This is a genomic window from Arthrobacter sp. 01N444, assembly GCF_056399305.1.
The window spans coordinates 78,577-97,577 of sequence record NZ_JBFTRB010000018.1; the positions used below are offsets into that span (position 1 = coordinate 78,577).

The window sequence follows — 19,001 nt, forward strand, 5'->3', positions numbered from 1 at the left end:
CCATGTTTGAACGATTTGCCGACGACACCCGAAAGATCGTTGGCTTCGCCATGGACGAGGCCCGCTGCAGCGGCGACAAGCGGCTGGGCACGGATCATCTGCTGTTGGGGGCGCTCCACGATCCTGGTCCCGCCGCCCTTCTGGATGTCACGCTCGATCAGGCACGGGCCGCGGCGGCGAGGCTTGACCGCACGGCACTCACATCAATCGGTATAGATGCCCACGGCTTTGAGCGCGTCCCCATGCCCAGCCGGGGGAAGAAGCCGCCCTTCAGCTCGGGCGCCCGGTCGGTAATGGAAGGCATGCTTCGGTACGCCATGGACCAGAAGTCACGACAAATCACCACCGCGAATCTGCTGCTGTCGCTGCTGGACTGCCAGGAACACGATCCGGCAGCCGTGCTGCTCAAGGAACTGGGGGTCGACCGGGCGGGGGTCCGGCGCAGGGTTATTTCCTCCTGATCCGGAGCCGGCTTCCTGCCGGTCACCACGGCGTCTACTCGCCGGCGCCGACCCACTCCACGGTGCCGTCGGCGAAAAACTGTTCCTTCCAGATCGGCACTCGGGCCTTGATCCGGTCGACGAGTTCTGCACATACGGCGAAGGCCTGGCCGCGGTGGGCCGCCGAGACGGCGCACACCAGGGCCGGATCGCCGATCTCCAGCATGCCGATCCTGTGGGCCGCCCAGATCCGCACCGGCTGCCGCTCGTCCCGGGTGGCGCCGGCGCCGCCGGCGGCGTCCTCCGGAGATCCGCCGGGCGCGGCATTCCCGGCCGGGACCGAGTGCTCCGCCACAAGCCCGGCGACGACGTCGGCCATCACCTGGTGCGCCGTCGGGTGGGCGCTGTAGCTGAGCCGGGAGACCTGCTTGCCGCCGTCGTGGTTGCGGACGACGCCGCTGAAGCTGACCACCGCTCCTGCCGTGTCCGACTCCACCGCCGCGATGGCCTGCTCCACCGAGATGGGTTCGGCGCTCAGCACGGCGTGCACGATTTCAAATCCGGTATCAGTGCCCATGGCTGCCTTCCAGTTGGTCGCAAAGGTGTCCAACGATGGGATCCAGCACGGCCAGGCCGTCCATCACACCCTTCGGGGATCCGGGCAGGTTCACGATGAACGTCTGTCCGGCTGCGCCCGCGTGGCCCCGGCTGAGCATGGCCATCGGAGTCTTGGCCGTTCCGGCGTTCCGGATGCCCTCCATGATGCCCGGGATTTCCCGGTCCAGCAGGGGCAGCGTCTGCTCCGGCGTTGCGTCGGTGGGGCTCAGCCCGGTGCCGCCGCTGGTGATGATGACGGCCGGCTGCTGGCTCAGCAGGGCCCTCAGCGCGGCCCCGACCGGCGCCCCGTCCGGCACCACCATGGCGGGAAACGGCTCGAAGCCGTGCTCGGTGAGCCAATCGATGATCACAGGGCCCGTGAGGTCCTCATAGACACCGGAGGCCGCCCGGGTAGAGGCGATCACGACACCGGCCTTGCGGCCCGTGGCTTCGCCATGGCGGTGGGGTTCGGGCATGTTCATAGGGTCCAGTCCCCGCTCTTGCCGCCGCTTTTGGCGAGCACCTTGATATCGGTCAGGACCGCGTGCTTGTCCACGGCCTTGATCATGTCGTACACGCTCAGTGCCGCGACCGTCGCCGCAGTCAGGGCTTCCATCTCGACCCCGGTGACGCCGCGTGTCTTGACCGTGGCGAAAATTGTCACGGCGTCGGCGTCGAGCTCAAAGTCGATGGTGACCTTGGCGATCGGCAGCGGGTGGCAGAGCGGGATCAGGTCCGGCGTCTTCTTGGCCGCCATGATCCCGGCGATGCGGGCCACGGCCAGGGCGTCGCCCTTCGGGAGCTCACCGCCGCCGAGGAGGGACAGGACCTCGGCCGTGCTGCGGACGGTCGCGGTGGCCGTGGCTTCCCGGGTGGACTGCGCCTTGTTGGACACATCCACCATCTGGGCCGTGCCGTCGTGGCGGAGGTGGGTCAGGCGGGTGTTGCCCACGGCTCTTTTGTCCGCTTCGCCGTTGCCCGCTTCGCCTTTGTCCGCCGGCGCGGCATCCGCTTCAGGGTTTTCTACATCATTCACAGGATCCATACTTCCACTTCGTCGCCCGCTGCGAGCGCCGCTGTTCCCTCTGGCACGTGGACGAGGGCGTTGGAACGGGCCAGGGCATGAACCAAGTGGGAGCCCGCGCCGCCCTCCAGCCTGACCGTGCCGTCCGGAGCCAGCGTGCCGCGCCGCACCTGGTGCTTGCCCGCCGGGGAGGTCAGCGGTTCGGCGAGGCGCGCGCGGACGGCAGGCCGGGGCGCCGGGGCGCCGAACAGTTCCGTGAGGACCGGGCGCAGGAACATTTCGAAGGACACCAGGCAGCTCACCGGGTTGCCCGGGAACCCCAGCACAGGGACGCCGTCGAAGCTGCCGATCCCCTGCGGGCCGCCCGGCTGCATCGCCACGGCGCCGAATTCGACGTCGTGTCCGGCCATTGCCTGCCGGACCACCTCGTAGGCACCTTTGCTGACGCCGCCGGTGGTGACGATCAGGTCCGCGGCGGGGGCGTGCCGGCGCAGCAACGCGGCGAGCTCATCCGGCTGGTCCGTGGAGACGCCGGTCCGTGTGACCTGGAGCCCGGCCTGGCGCATGGAGGACTCGAGCAGTGTGCCGTTGGAGTCGAAGATCTTGCCCGGTCCGAGCGGGCTGCCCGGTTCCACCACCTCGTCGCCGGTGGTGACCAGGAGGACCCGGAGGGAGGGACGGACGGGCACCTCCGTGTAGCCCATCGCCGCCAGCAGTCCCAGCTGGCCGGGGCCGAGGAAGGTCCCCGCGCTGAGGGCGAGCTCGCCGGAGCGGATGTCGCTGCCGGCGTCGCGCACGAACGTTCCGGCGGCGGCGGCCGGCAAGTGGACCGTGGCGGGCTCCCCCGGCACCGGGAAGGAATCGGGCACGGCCTGCTCGATGGGAACGACGGCGTCGGCCCCGGCCGGCATCATCGCGCCGGTCATGATCGGAGCGGCCGTGCCGGCGGCCAGTTCCGCCGGTGTGGCTCCGGCCGGGACGGGCGCGACGACACGCAGTTCCCTGCCGCCGTCGGGCACGTCGGCGCTGCGGATCGCGAAGCCGTCCATCTGCGAGTTGGCGAAGGGGGGAAGGTCCAGCGGCGCCAGGATGTCGGCGGCGAGCCCCCGGCCCAAGGCTTCGAGCAGCGGGAGCCGTTCCACCCGCCCCTCGGTGCGTAGGGGGGCCAGCAGGACCCGCACCTTGTCCCGGTGTGCTTGAACGCTGACATGCCTTGTCTCGGTGCGGTGCATGCGTTTCCTGACCTCTGCTCGGCTCGCTAGGACTTCACGTCAACTCTAACCGTGTGGTAACCCGTGGCTCCGTTCGGCGCGACCGGTGCGGATTCCTCGGCCTGCGGCACGCCGTCGAGGGCTGTGGCCCGGACCTGGACCTCATATTGTCCCGGCTCCAGCGGCAAGGCCAGCTTCCACTGGTACCAGGTGTCCTTGGAGATGCCGGGGGCCAGCTCGGCCTGATGCCAGTCGCCGCGGTTGACCCGCAGCTCCACCTTGCCGATGCCCGTGTGCTGGGCCCACGCGACGCCGCCGAAGACAACCGTCCCGCCCTTCACGTTGGCCCCGTCGCGCGGCACGTCAATGCGGGACGATGTCTTGATGGGCCCGCGCTCGCTCCAGCCGCGGGGCGTCCAGTAGGCGACGTCGTCCGCGTACCGGGTCACTTTGAGCTCGGTGACCCACTTCGTGGCGGAGACGTAGCCGTACAGCCCGGGCACGATCATCCGGACGGGGAATCCATGTTCGAGCGGAAGCGGTTCCCCGTTCATGGCGACGGCCAGCAGCGCGTCGCGGTTGTCCGTGAGGGCCTCCAGCGGGGTCCCTGCCGTCCAGCCGTCCGTGCTCCGGGAGAGCACCATGTCCGCCCCGGGCTTGGGGCCGGCCATGTCGAGCAGTTCGCGCACCGGCCAGCCGAGCCAGCGGGCATTGCCGATCAGGTCCCCGCCGACCTCGTTGGAGACGCAGGCGATGGTCACGTGCCGTTCCGTCAGGGGTTTGGCCAAGAGGGTGGCGAAGTCGAGCTCGATCTCCCGTTCCACCAGGCCCGTGACTTTCAGCGTCCATTCCGCAGGATCCACCAGCGGGACGCGCAGGGCGGTGTCGATCCGGTAGAAATCCCTGTTCGGCGTCACGAGCGGGCCCAGTCCGTCCAGCCGGATCTCAGCGCCGGCCGGGATGGGCGGCGCGGGAGCGGCGGGCACCGGGAGGACCAGCTTGCTGCGCACGTCGCTGACGACGGCGGCCGCTCCCCTGAGGGTGGAGGCGAGCACACCGGCGACGGCGGCAACCGCGGCTGTCCCGCCCAGCGCCAGCAGGAACCGGCGCCGGGCGGGCCCGGCTTCGTTGGCTGTGGCATCTGCAGGCGCCACGGTAGGGGCGTCCTGCGGGGCCGGCTCAACCGGTGGTGTCTCCGGCGGGCCGGACGCCACCGCCGGTCGCCGGCCGGCATCGGGTTGCCACTCCAATAGTTTCCGGATGAGCCACCGCAACAGCGCGATCCCCACCAGTGCCACCAGCACCGGGACGGGGACGGCGTTGGCGGTCAGGTCGGCCCGGCTCAGCACGGCCACGAGCCCTACCGCGCCGAACACCGCGATGAGAATCACCCCGGCGAAACGGCGCCGCACTTCGAGGACTCCGGAGAGCGCCGCGAGCGCGGCGATGACCAGTGCCATGCCGCCCAGCAGTGCCGCCTTGTCCGCCGTGCCGAACAAGGAAATGGCCCACACCTTGACGCCCGGCGGGACGGTGTCGATCACGGCCCCGCCGACGGCCGTCACCGGAGACACCGTGGGGCTCACCAGGCTGGCCGTGAGTTCACCGAGGACCACCGCCGTCCCCACGGCCACCAGTCCGGCCCCGGCGGCCCACAGGTCCCGGGACTGCCGCTGCCGGACTCCCGGTTCCGTATGCTGCTGTCCCCTGCCGGCGAGTGTGCCGCCGGTTTCCTTCCCCTGCCCGTCAAAGCCGACGCCGCTGCTCACTGTGCCCATCCCGTCCGGAGTTTTTCCTCTACCGCGTCGCGCGGAATCCTGTTGTGTGCTCCCTCGGCTGTTGCTGCCGGGGCTGCTGCTCCCCCGGCAGCAGGCTCCCCGGCAGAAGTGCCGTGGCTGCCACCCGGCTTCTGGCCGGCGGCTCCCTGGCCGGGGAGCAGCAGCGAGAACCGGCATCCGCCGTCGACGTTCTCCACGGTGACGGTGCCTTGATGGGCGCTGACGATTCCGGCGACAATGCTCAGGCCAAGGCCGGCGCCGCTGTAGCGCATGACGCCTGCCGGCTCATCCGGCCCGGGCGCCCGGAAGCCGTCGCCCGGGGCCGCGCCATCAGGGGCCATTCCGTCCAGTCCGTCGTCCGGGGCGGCCCAACGGCCGGTCTGCCGCCGCGCCGGGTCCTTCTGCCAGCCGGTTTCGAACACATGCGGGAGGTCCGCTTCCGCGATCCCGCCGCAGCCGTCGGTGACCGCGACGACGGCCCGGTCACCGTCCCGGCCGACTTCCACGGTGACCCGGGAGCCGGGTCTGCTGTGGACGATCGCGTTGAGCACGACGTTTCGGATGGCACGCCCCATCGAGGGGCCGTCGGCGAGGGCCAGGCTTTCCCGTTGGCCGCCGCCGTCGAGCGTAATGCCGTGCTGCTCCGCCAGCGCGGCGAGGTCGGCAATGGCGTCGCTGGCGAGGTCGTACAGGTCCAACGGCTCGGCCTTGAGCCGCATAGTTCCGGCATGGATCTTCGACAGTTCCAGGAGGTCGTTGACCATGCCGGCCATGAGGTCGGTCTGCGCGATGAGCTTGCGGTAGTAGGCGGGGACGTCCGCGGCCATCCCGTCTTCCAGGGCCTCGGTCATGGCGCGCATGCTCGCCAGCGGCGTCCGCAGGTCGTGGGAGATCCAGCTGACCAGTTCGCGGCGGGCGTTTTCGACGGCGGCCTCCCGCTGCCGGGAGGCCTCCAGCATCCGGCTGCTGGATTCGAGCTCGGCGGCGAGGGCGGCAAGTTCGTGGCTCATCACCGGGGACTGGATCCCGGGGCTCTCGCCGCGGCCGATGCTCCGGGCAGCCTCGACCAGCGCCTTGGCGTTCCCCGAGACCCTCGCTCCGAGCACGAGCGCGATCGAAACAGCCACGGCGGAAGCCACGGCCAGGACGTACCACATCACTTCGAGGTCCCGGGCCGAGATGAACATCGCGTTGAAGGCGCTGACCATTCCGGCCGTCAGGACCGCCACGGCGGCGAGCACCACCACACAGATCTGGACCGCGAACGAGGCCCGGCGCAGGGATTTCAGGATGAGCAGCGACGCGGCCCCGATCACGGCTCCCCAGGCCAGGGCCCAGCCGATGATGGTCAGGAGTTCAGAGGTCTGCATCGGCGGACTCCTCCTCATCGCTGGGGTCCAGCCGGTAACCCACGCCCCAGACCGTTTTCAGGACGGAGGGGCGGGTGGGGTCGTCCTCGATCTTCTCCCGCAGCCTCCGCACGTGCACCGTGACAGTGGACAGGTCCCCGTAGTCCCAGCCCCAGACGGCTTTCATGAGTTCCTCGCGGCTGAAGACCTGCCGGGGACGGCGGAGCATGAAGGCCAGAAGGTCGAACTCCCTGGCCGTCAGCGCCAGGGGCCTGCCATGGCGGGAGACGGTGCGTGCGGCCGGGTTGAGGTCGAAACCGCCCACTTCGACGGAGGGCTCCGGGCTGAATTCGGGAATGCTCCTGCGCAGGACCGAACGGACCCGCAGTACCAGCTCGCGGGGCGAGAATGGCTTGGTGACGTAGTCGTCAGCGCCGGCTTCCAGGCCGAGGATCCGGTCGTCTTCCGTTCCGAGGGCAGTGAGCATGATGACCGGGACACTGTGTGCGGCACGGAGCCGGCGGCAGACTTCCACACCGTCCAGGCCCGGCAGCATGCGGTCCAGCAAGACGAGGTCCGGGCGGCGTTCGGCCGCAAGGCGCAGGGCCGTGAACCCGTCGGCGGCGAGGACCACCTGGTATCCAGCCTGGACGAGGTAGTCCCGGACCACTCCCGCGATGGTCGGTTCGTCCTCGACGAGGAGGATGCGCCGGTACTCCGTTGCGTCCGGGGCCGGCTGGGTCTTGTTCACGCTTCCAGCATAGGTTCGCGGCCACGGTCCGGGCAGGGCTCCGGACCCCCGCCGGACATCGTTCCCGAATCCGTAATATCCGTGCCGGCATGCGGCTGTGACGTGGGCAGCGAGGTGGCGTAGCCTGACTCTATGACAGTTCAACTGGGTATGCCCCAGCCCCGCGCGGCAGGCAGTCCCGGAGCGGGAGTGCCTGCTGCAGCCGCACTGTCCGGGCGTCCGGAGGGCCTGGTTGCAGGGCTCGTGGATCGCTACGGCCGCCGTGCCACGGACATGCGCCTCTCACTGACGGACAAGTGCAATCTGCGTTGCACCTATTGCATGCCGGCCGAGGGCCTGGAATGGCTGTCCAAGCAGGCGGTGATGTCCGCGGAGGAAATAGTCCGGATCGTGCGGATCGGCGTCGACATGCTCGGCGTGCGTGAACTGCGGCTGACCGGAGGCGAGCCCCTGGTGAGGGCGGACCTGCTGCAGATCATCGCCGCGCTCCGCCAGGCCCACCCCGGCCTGCCAATCTCGATGACCACCAACGCCGTCGGCCTGGACAAGAAGGCCGCCGGACTCAAAGCCGCGGGACTGACCAGAATCAACGTCTCGCTGGACTCCCTGCATGAAGAAACCTTTACCAAGCTGACCCGCCGGCCCTTCCTGGACAGGGTCCTCGCCGGCGTCGACGCCGCCTGGGCCGCAGGCCTGGGCCCGGTCAAGCTCAACGCTGTACTCATGCGCGGCATCAACGACGCCGAGTCCCCGGCCCTCCTGGCCTGGGCACTGGACCGCGGCTATGAACTGCGCTTCATCGAACAGATGCCGCTCGACGCGGACCACGGCTGGACCCGGCGGAACATGATCACCGCCGCGGAGATCCGGGAACTGCTCTCGGTCGATTACGTGCTCAGTTCCGACCCGCGGGACCGCGACGGCGCCCCGGCGGAACGGTTCGAAGTCCGGGCCCGGGTTCCCGGCACCGACCGCGCCGCCGGCCCTCTGCTCGGCACTGTGGGCATCATCGCCTCCGTCACGGAGCCGTTCTGCTCGGACTGCCGCCGGACGCGCATCACCGCCGAGGGCAAGATCATGAGCTGCCTGTTCTCGCGCGAGGAAGTGGATCTGCTGGGGCTGCTGCGCGAGGGCGCCAGCGACGAACAGCTCGCCGAACGCTGGCAGGATGCCATGTGGATCAAGCCCAAGGCCCACGGCATGGACCATGTGGGCCTCGACGCGCCCGACTTCGTCCAGCCGGACCGCAGCATGAGCGCCATCGGAGGCTGACTTTTTCGTGAATGTACGCTACTTCGCTGCCGCACGCGCTGCCGCCGGCGTGGATGAAGAACGCTACGACCTCGCCGACGGCGACACCCTCGCCTCGCTGCTCGAGGCGATCCTCGCCGTCGAGCGCCCCGAACCGCCGGCCGGTACGCCGCCGCTGGCCCGCATCCTGTCCCGCTCCAGCTTCCTGCTCAACGAAGTTGCCGTGCGGGACCATGCCGCGGCGCTCAAGCCGGCCGACGTCGTCGACGTGCTGCCGCCGTTCGCCGGCGGGTAACCCGGGCACGCCCGGCTCCATAAAGCCGGTATGTCGGGTTCACAAAGTCCGGGGTATCGCGTTTAGCTGGCCGGTTCTAGAGTGTGGAATATCCGCCGCGGCGGGCAACAAACACCAACGAGGAGGGCAGCATGTTCACCTTGCAGATCGAGCATAGGATCAAGGATTTCTCCATGTGGAAAGCGGCGTTCGACCGTGATCCGGTGAACCGCGCGGCGTCGGGCGTCACCGCGTACCGCATCAACCAACCCGTGGACGACCCGCACTCTGTGGTCGTTGAGCTGGACTTCGAGCAGCGCGGGCAGGCAGAGGCCTTGTTGGCCAATCTTCAGGCGAAGGTCTGGAACTCCGCCGAGGCGGCGCCCGGCCTAGAGGGAACTCCGAAGACCCGGATTCTGCAGGCCGCCTCCTAAGACCTCACGCCGGTACGGCAGCGCCCTCAGCGACGCGGCGGCACACGGTGGTCATGAAGGGCGTGAAATCGCTCGCCCTGCCCAGGCGGAGTCCGGCGGCATGAGTGAGTTCGCCGTCGTCCACCCGGAAGGTGTGCCGTGCGGTCCCGCGGTCACTTCGCCGTTCCACGGTCAAGGTGCCGCCTTCCATGCTGGCGCGCGCGGGTCCCTCGGGCGGCAACCCCAAGCTGTTGACGTGGTACCAGAAGGTCTCGGGATGGTCCGGGTCCGTCGTGAAGACACCGTGGCCTTCGGACCGGGTCCCGTCCGCATCCGTGTGCCGGTAGCTCTGGGCGACGGCAAGCCCGGCGGCTGCCCGGGAAAAGATAATCTCGGTGTCCGCGGTGCGCGCCGGACCCCACGCGGTTGCCTCCCAGTGCGTGGTCCCCGTCCAATGGCCCAGGAAAGCCTCAAGCGCCTCGCATGCACTGCCTGGCAGCGGCCGGTCCACAGTTTCTCCCATATGGAGTTCCTCCCGAGTGACCCCGCCACCATCATGGCGCCGCGCCAGTTGGAATGTCTAGGCCAGGAGTCCGAACGTCTCGCTTTCCTCGAACGGCCCGACCACCGTGACGGTCCGCGGGGCTGCCGCGAGTTCACGGGCGAGCTCCTGGACCTCCGCGGCTGTGACGGCCTTGATCTGGCGGAGGGTCTCATCGATGTCCTGGTACTCGCCGGACACCAGTTCCGCGCGGCCCAGCCGGGACATCCGGGAACCGGTGTCCTCCAGCGCCAGCACGATTCCGCCGCACAGCTGTCCCTCCGCCTTGCGCAGCTCCTCGTCTGAGATTCCGTCGGCAGCCAGCTTGTCCAGTTCGGCGCCCAGCAGATCAATGACCTGGCGGACCTTCGACGGGGTGCATCCGGCGTACATGCCGAAATAGCCGGCATCGGCGTAGGAGGAGGCGAAAGAGTAGGTCGAGTAGACGAGTCCGCGCTTTTCCCGGACCTCCTGGAAGAGGCGGGAGGACATGCCGCCGCCGAGAACGGCGTTGAGCACACTCATCACAAAGCGGCGGCCGTCGGTGGCGACCAGCGACGGGCAACCCATAATGATGTTGGCCTGCTCCACCTGCCTCTTGACCACATGCAGGCCGGCCGTGCCGGTGATCGATGCACGTTCGGTGGAGCGGCGCTGCACGGGGGCGGCCGCGGCCTCAAGGTTCCAGCCGGCGGAGTGCAGGGCATCCACCACGAGCCCGCAGACGACGTCGTGGTCCAGGCCGCCGGCCGCGGTGACCACGAGCTCGTCGGGACGGTAGTAGCGGCGGTAGTGGTCCCACACCGAGTCGCGTGCCACGGCCCGGATGGCTGCCGGCGTGCCGCCGATGGGGCGGCCCAGCGGGTGCGTTCCCAGCACGGCGGCCACGAAGTTCTCGTGCGCGACGTCGGTGGGATCGTCGCTGTCCATGGCGATTTCCTCGAGGATGACGTCCCGCTCCTGCTCCATCTCCTGCGGGTCCAGGACCGCGCCGGTGATCATGTCCGCGATGACGTCGATCGCCATGGGAAGGTCCGTGTCCAGCACGCGGGCGAAGTAGCAGGTGCTTTCCTTCGCGGTGGCCGCATTGGATTCCCCGCCGACCTCGTCGAAGGCCGAGGCGATCTCCAGCGCGGTGCGGCGCTTGGTGCCCTTGAAGAGCAGGTGCTCCAGGAAGTGCGTGGAACCGTGCTGGCCGGGAGCCTCGTCGCGGGAGCCGACGCCGACCCAGAAACCGATCGTGGCAGAGCGTTGGCCGGGCATCGCTTCGGTGAGGACGCGGACGCCGCCGGGCAGGACCGAGCGTCGCACCTCGGAGCCGCCGTCGGCGCCGTGGATCAGGGTGTCAGCGTGCTGGTTCTGCTCTAGCGGCAGGGGGACGACAGTCATCAAGGCCTTTCATTGAACACATGCCAAATCTGCCTGCCATCCTACCTTTAACAGCAGCGGGGCCGGTGGTTGATCCACCGGCCCCGCTTTTTGACTCAGGAGAGACTACTCTGCGGCGTCCGCGGAGACCTCGGCGTTGTCAGCGTTTTCCGTGTTTCCTGCATTTTCCGCGCCAGCCTCCTCAGCCACTACGGGCGAGAGGGACAGCTTTCCGCGGTCGTCGATCTTGGTGATTTCCACCTGGATCTTCTGGCCCACGGAGACGACGTCGTCGACGTTGTCCACGCGCTTGCCGCCGGCGATCTTGCGCAGCTCGGAGATGTGCAGGAGGCCGTCCTTGCCCGGGGTCAGGGAAACGAAGGCGCCGAAGGTGGTGGTCTTGACGACCGTGCCCAGGTAGCGCTCACCGATTTCCGGGATCTGCGGGTTGGCGATGGCGTTGATCGCGGACCGTGCTGCGTCGGCAGACGGGCCGTTGGTGGCGCCAATGTAGACAGTTCCGTCGTCCTCGATCGAGATGTCGGCTCCGGTGTCTTCCTGGATCTGGTTGATCATCTTGCCCTTCGGGCCGATGACCTCGCCGATCTTGTCAACCGGGATCTTGACCGCGATGACGCGCGGCGCGAACTCGGAGAGCTCGTCCGGGGTGTCGATCGCGGAGTTCAGGACGTCCAGGATGTGCAGGCGGGCTTCGCGGGCCTGCTTCAGGGCGGCGGCCAGGACCGAGGCCGGGATGCCGTCGAGCTTCGTGTCCAGCTGGATGGCCGTGACGAACTCGGAAGTACCGGCAACCTTGAAGTCCATGTCACCGAAGGCATCTTCGGCGCCGAGGATATCGGTCAGGGCGGCGTAACGGGTCTGGCCGTCGACCTGGTCGGAGACCAGGCCCATGGCGATACCGGCAACAGCAGCCTTCAGCGGCACGCCTGCGTTCAGCAGGGACAGCGTGGAGGCGCAGACGGAACCCATCGACGTCGAACCGTTGGAGCTGAGAGCCTCAGACACCTGGCGGATGGCGTAGGGGAATTCCTCGCGGGACGGCAGCACCGGCATGATGGCGCGCTCTGCGAGGGCACCGTGGCCGATTTCGCGGCGCTTCGGGGAGCCGACGCGGCCGGTCTCGCCGGTGGAGTACGGCGGGAAGTTGTAGTTGTGCATGTAGCGCTTGCGCGTCACGGGAGACAGCGAGTCGATCTGCTGTTCCATCTTGAGCATGTTCAGCGTGGTGACACCCATGATCTGGGTCTCGCCGCGTTCGAAGATGGCCGAGCCGTGGACGCGGGGCAGAACCTCAACCTCGGCGGTGAGCTGGCGGATGTCCGTCAGGCCGCGGCCGTCGATGCGGATCTGGTCCTTGAGGATGCGCTGGCGCACAACCTGCTTGGTGACGGAGCGGAAGGCTGCGGACAGTTCCTTCTCGCGGCCTTCGAACTGGCCGGCCAGGGAAGAGGTGACCTCGTCCTTGAGCTCGTCGGACGCGGTGTCGCGTTCCTGCTTGTCGGCGATCTGGAAGACAGCGGCCAGCTTCTCGGCGGCAGCGGACTCCACAGCGGCGTACACGTCGTCCTGGTAGTCCAGGAAGACCGGGAACTCGACGGTCGGCTTGGCGGCGCGGGCTGCCAGGTCGGACTGTGCTTCGCAAAGGGCCTTGATGAACGGCTTGGCAGCCTCGAGGCCCTCGGAGACAACCTCTTCGGTCGGGGCGGTGGCGCCCTGTTCCTTGATGAGGTTCCAGGAGTTGTCGGTGGCTTCGGCTTCAACCATCATGATGGCGACGTCGTCACCGGCGATGCGGCCGGCGACGACCATGTTGAAGACGGCGTTCTCGAGCTGGGAGTGCTTCGGGAACGCAACCCACTGCGAGCCGTTCTCGTCGGCAACGAGGGCAACGCGGACGCCGCCGATCGGGCCGGAGAAGGGCAGGCCGGAAAGCTGGGTGGACATCGAGGACGCGTTGATCGCGACGACGTCGTAGAGCTCGTCCGGGTTGATGGACAGCACGGTGACGACGATCTGGACCTCGTTGCGCAGGCCCTTGACGAACGCGGGGCGCAGCGGACGGTCCATGAGGCGGCAGGCCAGGATGGCTTCCGTGGAGGGACGGCCTTCGCGGCGGAAGAACGAGCCCGGGATGCGGCCGGCGGCGTACATACGCTCTTCGACGTCGACGGTCAGCGGGAAGAAGTCGAAACCTTCACGCGGGTGCTTGCCGGCGGTGGTTGCGGACAGCAGCGCGGTCTCTTCATCGATGTAGACCATCGCTGCGCCGGCTGCCTGCTTGGCAAGGCGGCCGGTTTCAAAGCGGATTACACGCTTGCCGAAGCGGCCATTGTCAATGATTGCTTCTGAGAACTGGATTTCGGGACCCTCCATAGAGAGTCACCTCCGTTTCTTGGTTCACGGAGCCCAGCCGCATCAACCCAGCCCAGCATCTGTCTACTGGCCTGCACTGCACCCGGTCATCGATCGAGACCCACGGGCCGGGCCTCATTCCTTGAGGCCGTTCCCGGGGATCACTACCGAGGACCGCGAATGCGTGATGCGGTTGATCCTCCTGTTTAGTTTTTTCCTGAAGAAGGCGGCCCTTTCCGGTCCGGAAGGGGCCGCCCCTTAAAGCTGACTAGCGACGCAGGCCGAGGCGCTCGATGAGCTTACGGTAGCGGGTGATGTCAGTGTTCTTGAGGTAGGTGAGCATGCGCTTGCGACGACCAACCATGGCCAGCAGACCGCGCTGGGTATGGTAATCGTGCTTGTGCTCCTTCATGTGCTCAGTGAGATCCTTGATCCGCTGAGTCAGGACTGCAACCTGGACCTCCGGCGAACCGGTGTCGCCCTCGGACGTTGCGAAATCCTTGATGATGGACTGCTTTACAGCGGCTTCAAGTGCCACAATAACTCCTAGAGATGTGCCGTGAGGCCCGAATCAGTAATTCACTGCCGGGGGTGCCGTCCCGGAATCCCCCGCCGAAGCCGGGCATTCCGTACACAACAGGAGCCAGCCGCCACGGACTGCAGCCGGATCCAACGTTCAGTTTAGTGGCACGTCCGCGGTCTTGTCGAAACCGCCGGGCGCGGCCGCCGACTCTGCCGGCGCGCCAGCTGCCTGCGGCGGTTGCGGTTTTCCACTTTCCTGGGCTGCGAGCAGTTCGCGAATAGCGGCGACGCCCCGGTAAAGCTCCGCGAAGGATGTGCTGAGCGGCGACAGCCCGATCCTGATGCCCTGCGGGGCGCGGAAATCGGGAATCACGTCCTGGTCCCACAATGTGGCCGTCATTTCCCGGAAGGCCGGGTGGTCGATCGTCACGTGGCTGCCGCGCAGTTCCGCCGCCCGCGGGGTGGACAGCTGCACGCCGGCCGGCGCCAGCCAGGCGTCGTAAAGTTCGAGGGCATAAGCGGTCAGCACCCGTGACTTCTCCCGCAGTGACGCCATCCCCGCTTCCTCGATCAGGTCCAGGGTGCCGCGCATGGCGAGCATCCCGAAGATCGCCGGAGTGCCGCTAAGGAAGCCGCGGATGCCGGGGGCGGCCTCGTAGCCGGGACCCATTTCGAACGCGTCCTTGCGCCCCATCCAGCCCCAGATGGGCTGCTGCAGCCCGGCCAGGTGCCGTGCGTTGATGTAGGCGAACGCGGGCGAGCCCGGTCCCCCGTTCAGATATTTGTAGGTGCAGCCTGCCGCGAAGTCGACGTCGGCGTCGTCCAAAGCGATCTCCACAGACCCGGCGGAGTGGCACAGGTCCCACACCACCAGGGCGCCGGCGTCGTGGATTGCCGCGGTGATGCCCGGCAGGTCCGCGAGGAAGCCGGAGCGGTAGGCGATCTGGCTCAGGACCACGACGGCGGTGGCCGGGCCGGTGGCGTCGCGCACCTGCTCGACGGTGACGCCGGAGGCCGGATCGGCGTCGATCCAGCGCAGGGTCAGGCCTTCTTCACGGGCGATTCCCTCCACCAGGTAGCGGTCGGTGGGGAAATTATCCGTGTCCAGGACGATCTCGGTCCGGGCCGGATCGGTGACGGCTGCCAGCGCGGCGCGGATGAGCTTGTACAGCACCACGGTGGTGGAATCGGCAATGATCGTCTGCCCCGGCGCCGCGCCGAGCACGGCGCGGCCGAGCTGGTCGCCGATCTTCTGGGGCAGTTCGAGCCATTCCTCGTCCCAGCCCCGGATCAGGCGGCCGCCCCAGCTGTCCTGGATGAAGCTGCTGATGTCGGTGACGGTCCGCTTGAGCGGACGGCCCAGGGAGTTGCCGTCAAGGTAGGACAGGTCCGTGTCCGTGCCGACGAAGTGGTCGCGGTAGCCGGCCAGCGGGTCCGCGGCGTCGAGGTCGAGGGCGCGCTGCCACAGGCTGTCCGTCGCGTCGGTGTTGGCGGAGATGCTCACTGGCCGATCTCCGTCCGCACAGCGAAGAGCTCGGGGAAGAAGGTCAGTTCGAGGGCCTTCTGCAGGAACGCGGCGCCGCTGGATCCGCCGGTGCCGGCCTTCATGCCGATGGTCCGCTGGACGGTGCGCAGGTGGCGGAAACGCCACAGCTGGAAGTTGTCCTCAAGGTCCACAAGTTCCTCGCAGGCCTCGTATGCGCCCCAGTTGTCGGCGGCGTTCTCGTAGATGTACTTGAACACCGGGACCAGTTCGGGGCAGAACTCGTGGGCCTTGGTGACGTCGCGCTCCAGCAGGGAGGCCGGGACGTCGAAGCCCTGGCGCTTGAGATAGGCGAGGAAATCGTCGTAGATGCTGGGGGCTTCGAGCAGTTCGCGCAGCATCTCGTGGGCCTCGGGGTCCGATTCGAACACCGGAAGCATCTTGGCGTTCTTGTTGCCGAGGAGGAACTCCACCGCACGGTACTGGCTGGACTGGAATCCGGACGAGTTGCCGAGGAAGCCGCGGAACTGGGAGTACTCGGTGGGCGTCAGGGTGGCCAGCACGGACCATTGCTCGGTGAGTGTCTTCTGAATGTGCTTGACGCGGGCGATCGCCTTCAGGGCGGACCCGAGGTCGTCCGACCGCAGCCACGCGGCGGCGCTGCGAAGCTCGTGCAATACCAGCTTCAGCCACAGCTCCGTGGTCTGGTGCTGGATGATGAACAGCATCTCGTCGTGGTGTTCCGGCGTGCTGACCGGCTGCTGGGCGCTGAGCAGGGTGGGCAACTGCAGGTAGGACGCGTAGCTCATCCGCGCACTGAAATCCCGGACAATGTCCTGGTCCAGTTCCCTCGTGTTTTTCTCGATGGTCACGTGTCTTGCCTTCCTTGCCAAGTGGCTGTGAATCAGCGCGGCTCCAGTGAACCAGAACATTGTCAGCGCGGGGCCGACGCCGATCCGGCCCGGTTCTTAGCGGGCGAACAGGAGGTCGTGGGCCTGGACGACGTCCAGGCGCATCTGCTCCACCAAAGCTTCAGCCCCACGGTACGCCACCATGCCGCGGAGCCTGGCGACAAATTCCACCACAACTGTCTGGTCGTACAGATCGAAGTCATCGGGAGACTCTTCCGGGCGGTCGATCACGTGGGCCTCGACCTGACGGCTCACGCCGTCGAACGTCGGGTTCGAGCCTACGGAGATGGCGGCGGGCCAGCGCGTGCCTGCCTGGTCCACGAGCCAGCCGGCGTAGATGCCGTCCGCGGGGATGTACCCGGTGGCCGTCGAGGAGAGGTTCGCGGTGGGGAACCCGAGGTCGCGGCCGCGTGCGGCCCCGTGCACCACCTCGCCGCGCATCCGGTGCGGCCTGCCGAGGACGGCAGCGGCGGTGGCGACGTCGCCCGCGCGCAGGGCCTCGCGCACCCACGTGGACGAACAGCGGCGGTCCGTGCCGTCGTCGTCGTGGATGGGAAAGCCCTCTGAGCCGAATTCGCTGATGACCTGCACCTCGAACCCGAGCTTCTTGCCCAGCTCCTGCATGGTGGCGAGGTCGCCGGAATTGCCGCGGCCAAACCGGGCGTCGTGGCCGATCACCACGTGGCTGGCCTTGAGGCTGTCGACCAGCACTGTCGCGACGAATTCCTCGGGGGTGAGGCTGGCGAGCTCCATCGAGTACTTCATCACCAGCACGGCGTCGAGGCCGAGCTCTCCGAGGGCCACGAGCTTGTCCTCCAGCCCCATGATCAGTTCGGGAGCCGATTCCGGACGGTGTACCTGCGCGGGGTGCGGGTCGAAGGTGATGGCGACGGCGCGTGCGTGCTTCAACCGGGCGGTGCGGATGAGCTGCGACAGCACCTGCTGGTGGCCGCGGTGCACGCCGTCGAAATTGCCGAACGTGACAACCGAAGGACCAAAGTCCGCCGGGACCTCGGACAGATCGTTCCAGATGTGGACCATCAACCTCGCCTTTTGCTGCCTGCCATGAACTGCTCCGGAGCGACCGTGCCGGCTCCGGAACTCTCTTAGATTACCCGCAATCCGGGCAACTCCCGGACGGTCCGCCGGGCTCCGGGGGCATCCCCGTAAGGGCCACGCCGGAGGGACCACGGTTAATCGGCGGCAGGGCGAAGGTGTGAGGCGGGCGCGCACTATCGCCCGAGCAAAAGCCGCCGCTCGCTGTCGCGCACCGTCTGTTTCCGCCAATTCCGCCAATGCAGCAGCACTGCGACGAGGATGAGGGGGACGTGGAGCCCGGGCAAGATATTCGCTAACCACCGCGGCAGGTAGATGTCCGTGACGGAGCCCGAGCCGTCGCCAAGATTTTTCGCGACGACAGTCAACGGGCATTGGAAGCCGGTGCCCGCAAAAATCAGCGATTCGCTGGCGACCACGACGGCGGCAGCCCTCGTCTTCCGGTCATTGCGGCCCGTGATGCCGGCGTACAGGACGTAGGCCATGCAGGCCTCGATCACGAGCCAGGCAAGGGTGTGGAGCGTCTTCACTACCCGCAGCATCAGACTGCGCTGGTCCATGCCTCCACCCTAGGCCCGCCGTGGCGCGCAGGCTTGGGACTTTCGGCCCGGTGCAGGGAGCCCGGCGACGGAGGGCGCGGTTTCGGGGGTCCCACCGAGTCAGTCGAGGCGAGCGTCAGTCCAGGCGCGGGGGTCACTCCAGGCGGAAGTAGGTGTTCCGGCGGGGTGTCTGGGCTGGGTCGAGGTGGGGTGGCGGGATGAACCAGGGGATGCCGGTGCGCATCTGGATGCTCCAGTGTTCCTTGTGGATCAGATGGTGGTGATGGGAGCAGAGCAGGGTGCCGTTGCCGGTTCCGGTGGTTCCGGCGCGGGACCAGTAGGTGATGTGGTGGGCCTCGAACCAGGGGGCCGGGATGGTGCATTGCGGGAAGGCGCAGCCCCGGTCCCGGGCCGTGATGGCCTTGCGGATGTGGGGCGGGAAGATGCGGGAGGCGCGGCCGATGTCCAGGACCTGGCCCTCGCCGCCGAGGACGACCGGGATGATGTCCGCGTCGCAGGCGAGCTTGCGAACCGTGGACGCGGTAATTGGGCCGGTGAACAGCAGCGTCCCGGTGCCGTGTCTGGTTCCGGTGCCGTGCTGTGCGGTGTTGGCAGGGGCGCCTGCTTCGGCGGGAGTCGTCCCGAGCCGGGTGAGCAGGTCGCGGTAGTCGATGGTGGCCATGATCTGGGGCCGGAGCCCGCCCGCGGCGGGCAGCCCTCCGGTGGCGAGGGCCGCTTTGCACGCGCCGACCAGGCCGTCGAGCAGCCGTTGGGGCCGGGAGCGGTGGTCCAGGGACGGCAGTGCGGGGTCCTGTTCGGCCGTGGCGGGCTCCGCAGCGGGGCCTGGCGCATCCGCCGCCGCGGACCCGTCACCCGGTCCGGTGGCGGTGCCCTGGCCGGTGTCTGGGCCGGTGCGGGGGTTGGTGGCGGTGTTCATCACGGTGATCAGGTGTTCGAACTGGTCCGTGGTGGCGAAGATTTCCAGGTGCTGCAGGCCGTGCCGGGGTTTGCGGAGGAAGGCGCCCTGGAGCTGGCGGAGCAGTTCCTCGGAGGGCTCGGCGCCGTCCTGGTCCAGCGCCTCCGTCCACCGGCGGCTGACCCGGGCCAGGAAGTCGGTGTC

The 19,001-nt window shown here is 68.1% G+C and carries 20 protein-coding genes; 4 read left to right on the plus strand and 16 right to left on the minus strand.

The genetic code is table 11. The annotated features are described in order from the left end of the window. Positions 1–2: 2 nt before the first annotated feature. Positions 3–461: a Clp protease N-terminal domain-containing protein gene (locus AC1DKN_RS17470; protein ID WP_476872024.1), complete on the plus strand. Its 459-nt coding sequence runs from the start codon at positions 3–5 to the stop codon at positions 459–461. Between the two features lie 34 nt (positions 462–495). Here AC1DKN_RS17470 and AC1DKN_RS17475 read toward each other — a convergent pair whose 3' ends face one another. The 7 genes from AC1DKN_RS17475 to AC1DKN_RS17505 are packed head-to-tail and all read right to left on the minus strand — an operon-like array spanning position 496 to position 7,150. Then, positions 496–1,017 carry a molybdenum cofactor biosynthesis protein MoaE gene (locus AC1DKN_RS17475; RefSeq protein WP_476872025.1) on the minus strand — a complete coding sequence of 174 codons (522 nt, stop codon included), beginning with the start codon at positions 1,015–1,017 and terminating at the stop codon, positions 496–498. Then, the gene (locus AC1DKN_RS17480; RefSeq protein WP_476849444.1) at positions 1,007–1,519 is read right to left on the minus strand and encodes a MogA/MoaB family molybdenum cofactor biosynthesis protein; all 513 of its coding nucleotides are present in this window, start codon (positions 1,517–1,519) and stop codon (positions 1,007–1,009) included. The genes AC1DKN_RS17475 and AC1DKN_RS17480 overlap by 11 nt, the downstream gene beginning before the upstream one ends. Further along, positions 1,516–2,073 (minus strand): cyclic pyranopterin monophosphate synthase MoaC, encoded by a 558-nt coding sequence (moaC, locus tag AC1DKN_RS17485; RefSeq protein ID WP_476872026.1) that lies wholly within the window; start codon positions 2,071–2,073, stop codon positions 1,516–1,518. The genes AC1DKN_RS17480 and moaC overlap by 4 nt, the downstream gene beginning before the upstream one ends. Beyond that, positions 2,070–3,293, minus strand: coding sequence for a molybdopterin molybdotransferase MoeA (locus AC1DKN_RS17490; protein WP_476872027.1), 1,224 nt, complete (start codon positions 3,291–3,293; stop codon positions 2,070–2,072). The genes moaC and AC1DKN_RS17490 overlap by 4 nt, the downstream gene beginning before the upstream one ends. Before the next feature lie 26 nt (positions 3,294–3,319). After that, positions 3,320–5,050 (minus strand): molybdopterin-dependent oxidoreductase, encoded by a 1,731-nt coding sequence (locus tag AC1DKN_RS17495; protein ID WP_476872028.1) that lies wholly within the window; start codon positions 5,048–5,050, stop codon positions 3,320–3,322. After that, positions 5,038–6,420 carry a sensor histidine kinase gene (locus AC1DKN_RS17500; RefSeq protein WP_476872029.1) on the minus strand — a complete coding sequence of 461 codons (1,383 nt, stop codon included), beginning with the start codon at positions 6,418–6,420 and terminating at the stop codon, positions 5,038–5,040. Before AC1DKN_RS17500 ends, AC1DKN_RS17495 begins: the two co-directional genes overlap by 13 nt. Next, a complete protein-coding gene (locus tag AC1DKN_RS17505; RefSeq protein WP_079551342.1) occupies positions 6,407–7,150 on the minus strand; it encodes a response regulator transcription factor in 744 nt (247 codons plus the stop codon). Before AC1DKN_RS17505 ends, AC1DKN_RS17500 begins: the two co-directional genes overlap by 14 nt. Positions 7,151–7,282: 132 nt before the next feature. Between AC1DKN_RS17505 and moaA the strand changes: the two genes are divergently transcribed. The 3 genes from moaA (at position 7,283) to AC1DKN_RS17520 (ending at position 9,109) form a co-directional block, all read left to right on the plus strand. Next, positions 7,283–8,422: a GTP 3',8-cyclase MoaA gene (moaA, locus tag AC1DKN_RS17510; protein WP_223914007.1), complete on the plus strand. Its 1,140-nt coding sequence runs from the start codon at positions 7,283–7,285 to the stop codon at positions 8,420–8,422. A 7-nt stretch (positions 8,423–8,429) separates the two neighbouring features. Next, positions 8,430–8,696 carry a MoaD/ThiS family protein gene (locus tag AC1DKN_RS17515; protein WP_229992995.1) on the plus strand — a complete coding sequence of 89 codons (267 nt, stop codon included), beginning with the start codon at positions 8,430–8,432 and terminating at the stop codon, positions 8,694–8,696. A 131-nt stretch (positions 8,697–8,827) separates the two neighbouring features. Beyond that, entirely contained in the window at positions 8,828–9,109 is a 282-nt protein-coding gene (locus AC1DKN_RS17520) for a hypothetical protein (RefSeq protein WP_476849439.1), read from the plus strand. A 4-nt stretch (positions 9,110–9,113) separates the two neighbouring features. Here the strand turns inward: AC1DKN_RS17520 and AC1DKN_RS17525 are convergent, their stop codons facing one another. From AC1DKN_RS17525 to AC1DKN_RS17565, 9 genes are all read right to left on the minus strand, one after another. After that, a complete protein-coding gene (locus AC1DKN_RS17525) occupies positions 9,114–9,611 on the minus strand; it encodes a DUF1579 domain-containing protein (RefSeq protein ID WP_476849438.1) in 498 nt (165 codons plus the stop codon). Between the two features lie 57 nt (positions 9,612–9,668). Next, positions 9,669–11,018: a M16 family metallopeptidase gene (locus tag AC1DKN_RS17530; RefSeq protein WP_243181750.1), complete on the minus strand. Its 1,350-nt coding sequence runs from the start codon at positions 11,016–11,018 to the stop codon at positions 9,669–9,671. 105 nt (positions 11,019–11,123) lie between these two features. Then, a complete protein-coding gene (locus AC1DKN_RS17535) occupies positions 11,124–13,391 on the minus strand; it encodes a polyribonucleotide nucleotidyltransferase (protein WP_223914011.1) in 2,268 nt (755 codons plus the stop codon). Positions 13,392–13,638: 247 nt separating this feature from the next. Then, the gene (gene rpsO, locus AC1DKN_RS17540) at positions 13,639–13,908 is read right to left on the minus strand and encodes a 30S ribosomal protein S15 (RefSeq protein WP_018774485.1); all 270 of its coding nucleotides are present in this window, start codon (positions 13,906–13,908) and stop codon (positions 13,639–13,641) included. Positions 13,909–14,046: 138 nt separating this feature from the next. Further along, positions 14,047–15,396 carry a kynureninase gene (gene kynU, locus AC1DKN_RS17545; RefSeq protein ID WP_476849437.1) on the minus strand — a complete coding sequence of 450 codons (1,350 nt, stop codon included), beginning with the start codon at positions 15,394–15,396 and terminating at the stop codon, positions 14,047–14,049. After that, on the minus strand, positions 15,393–16,247 hold the full coding sequence (gene kynA / locus AC1DKN_RS17550) for a tryptophan 2,3-dioxygenase (RefSeq protein ID WP_223914012.1): 855 nt from the start codon (positions 16,245–16,247) through the stop codon (positions 15,393–15,395). Before kynA ends, kynU begins: the two co-directional genes overlap by 4 nt. 96 nt (positions 16,248–16,343) lie before the next feature. Next, positions 16,344–17,327 carry a bifunctional riboflavin kinase/FAD synthetase gene (locus AC1DKN_RS17555; RefSeq protein WP_476856440.1) on the minus strand — a complete coding sequence of 328 codons (984 nt, stop codon included), beginning with the start codon at positions 17,325–17,327 and terminating at the stop codon, positions 16,344–16,346. Positions 17,328–17,518: 191 nt separating this feature from the next. After that, positions 17,519–17,902 (minus strand): hypothetical protein, encoded by a 384-nt coding sequence (locus AC1DKN_RS17560; RefSeq protein WP_476856441.1) that lies wholly within the window; start codon positions 17,900–17,902, stop codon positions 17,519–17,521. Positions 17,903–18,035: 133 nt separating this feature from the next. Then, positions 18,036–19,001, minus strand: a 966-nt coding sequence (locus AC1DKN_RS17565) for a DUF222 domain-containing protein (RefSeq protein WP_476872030.1), incomplete at its 5' end; no start/stop codon positions are given.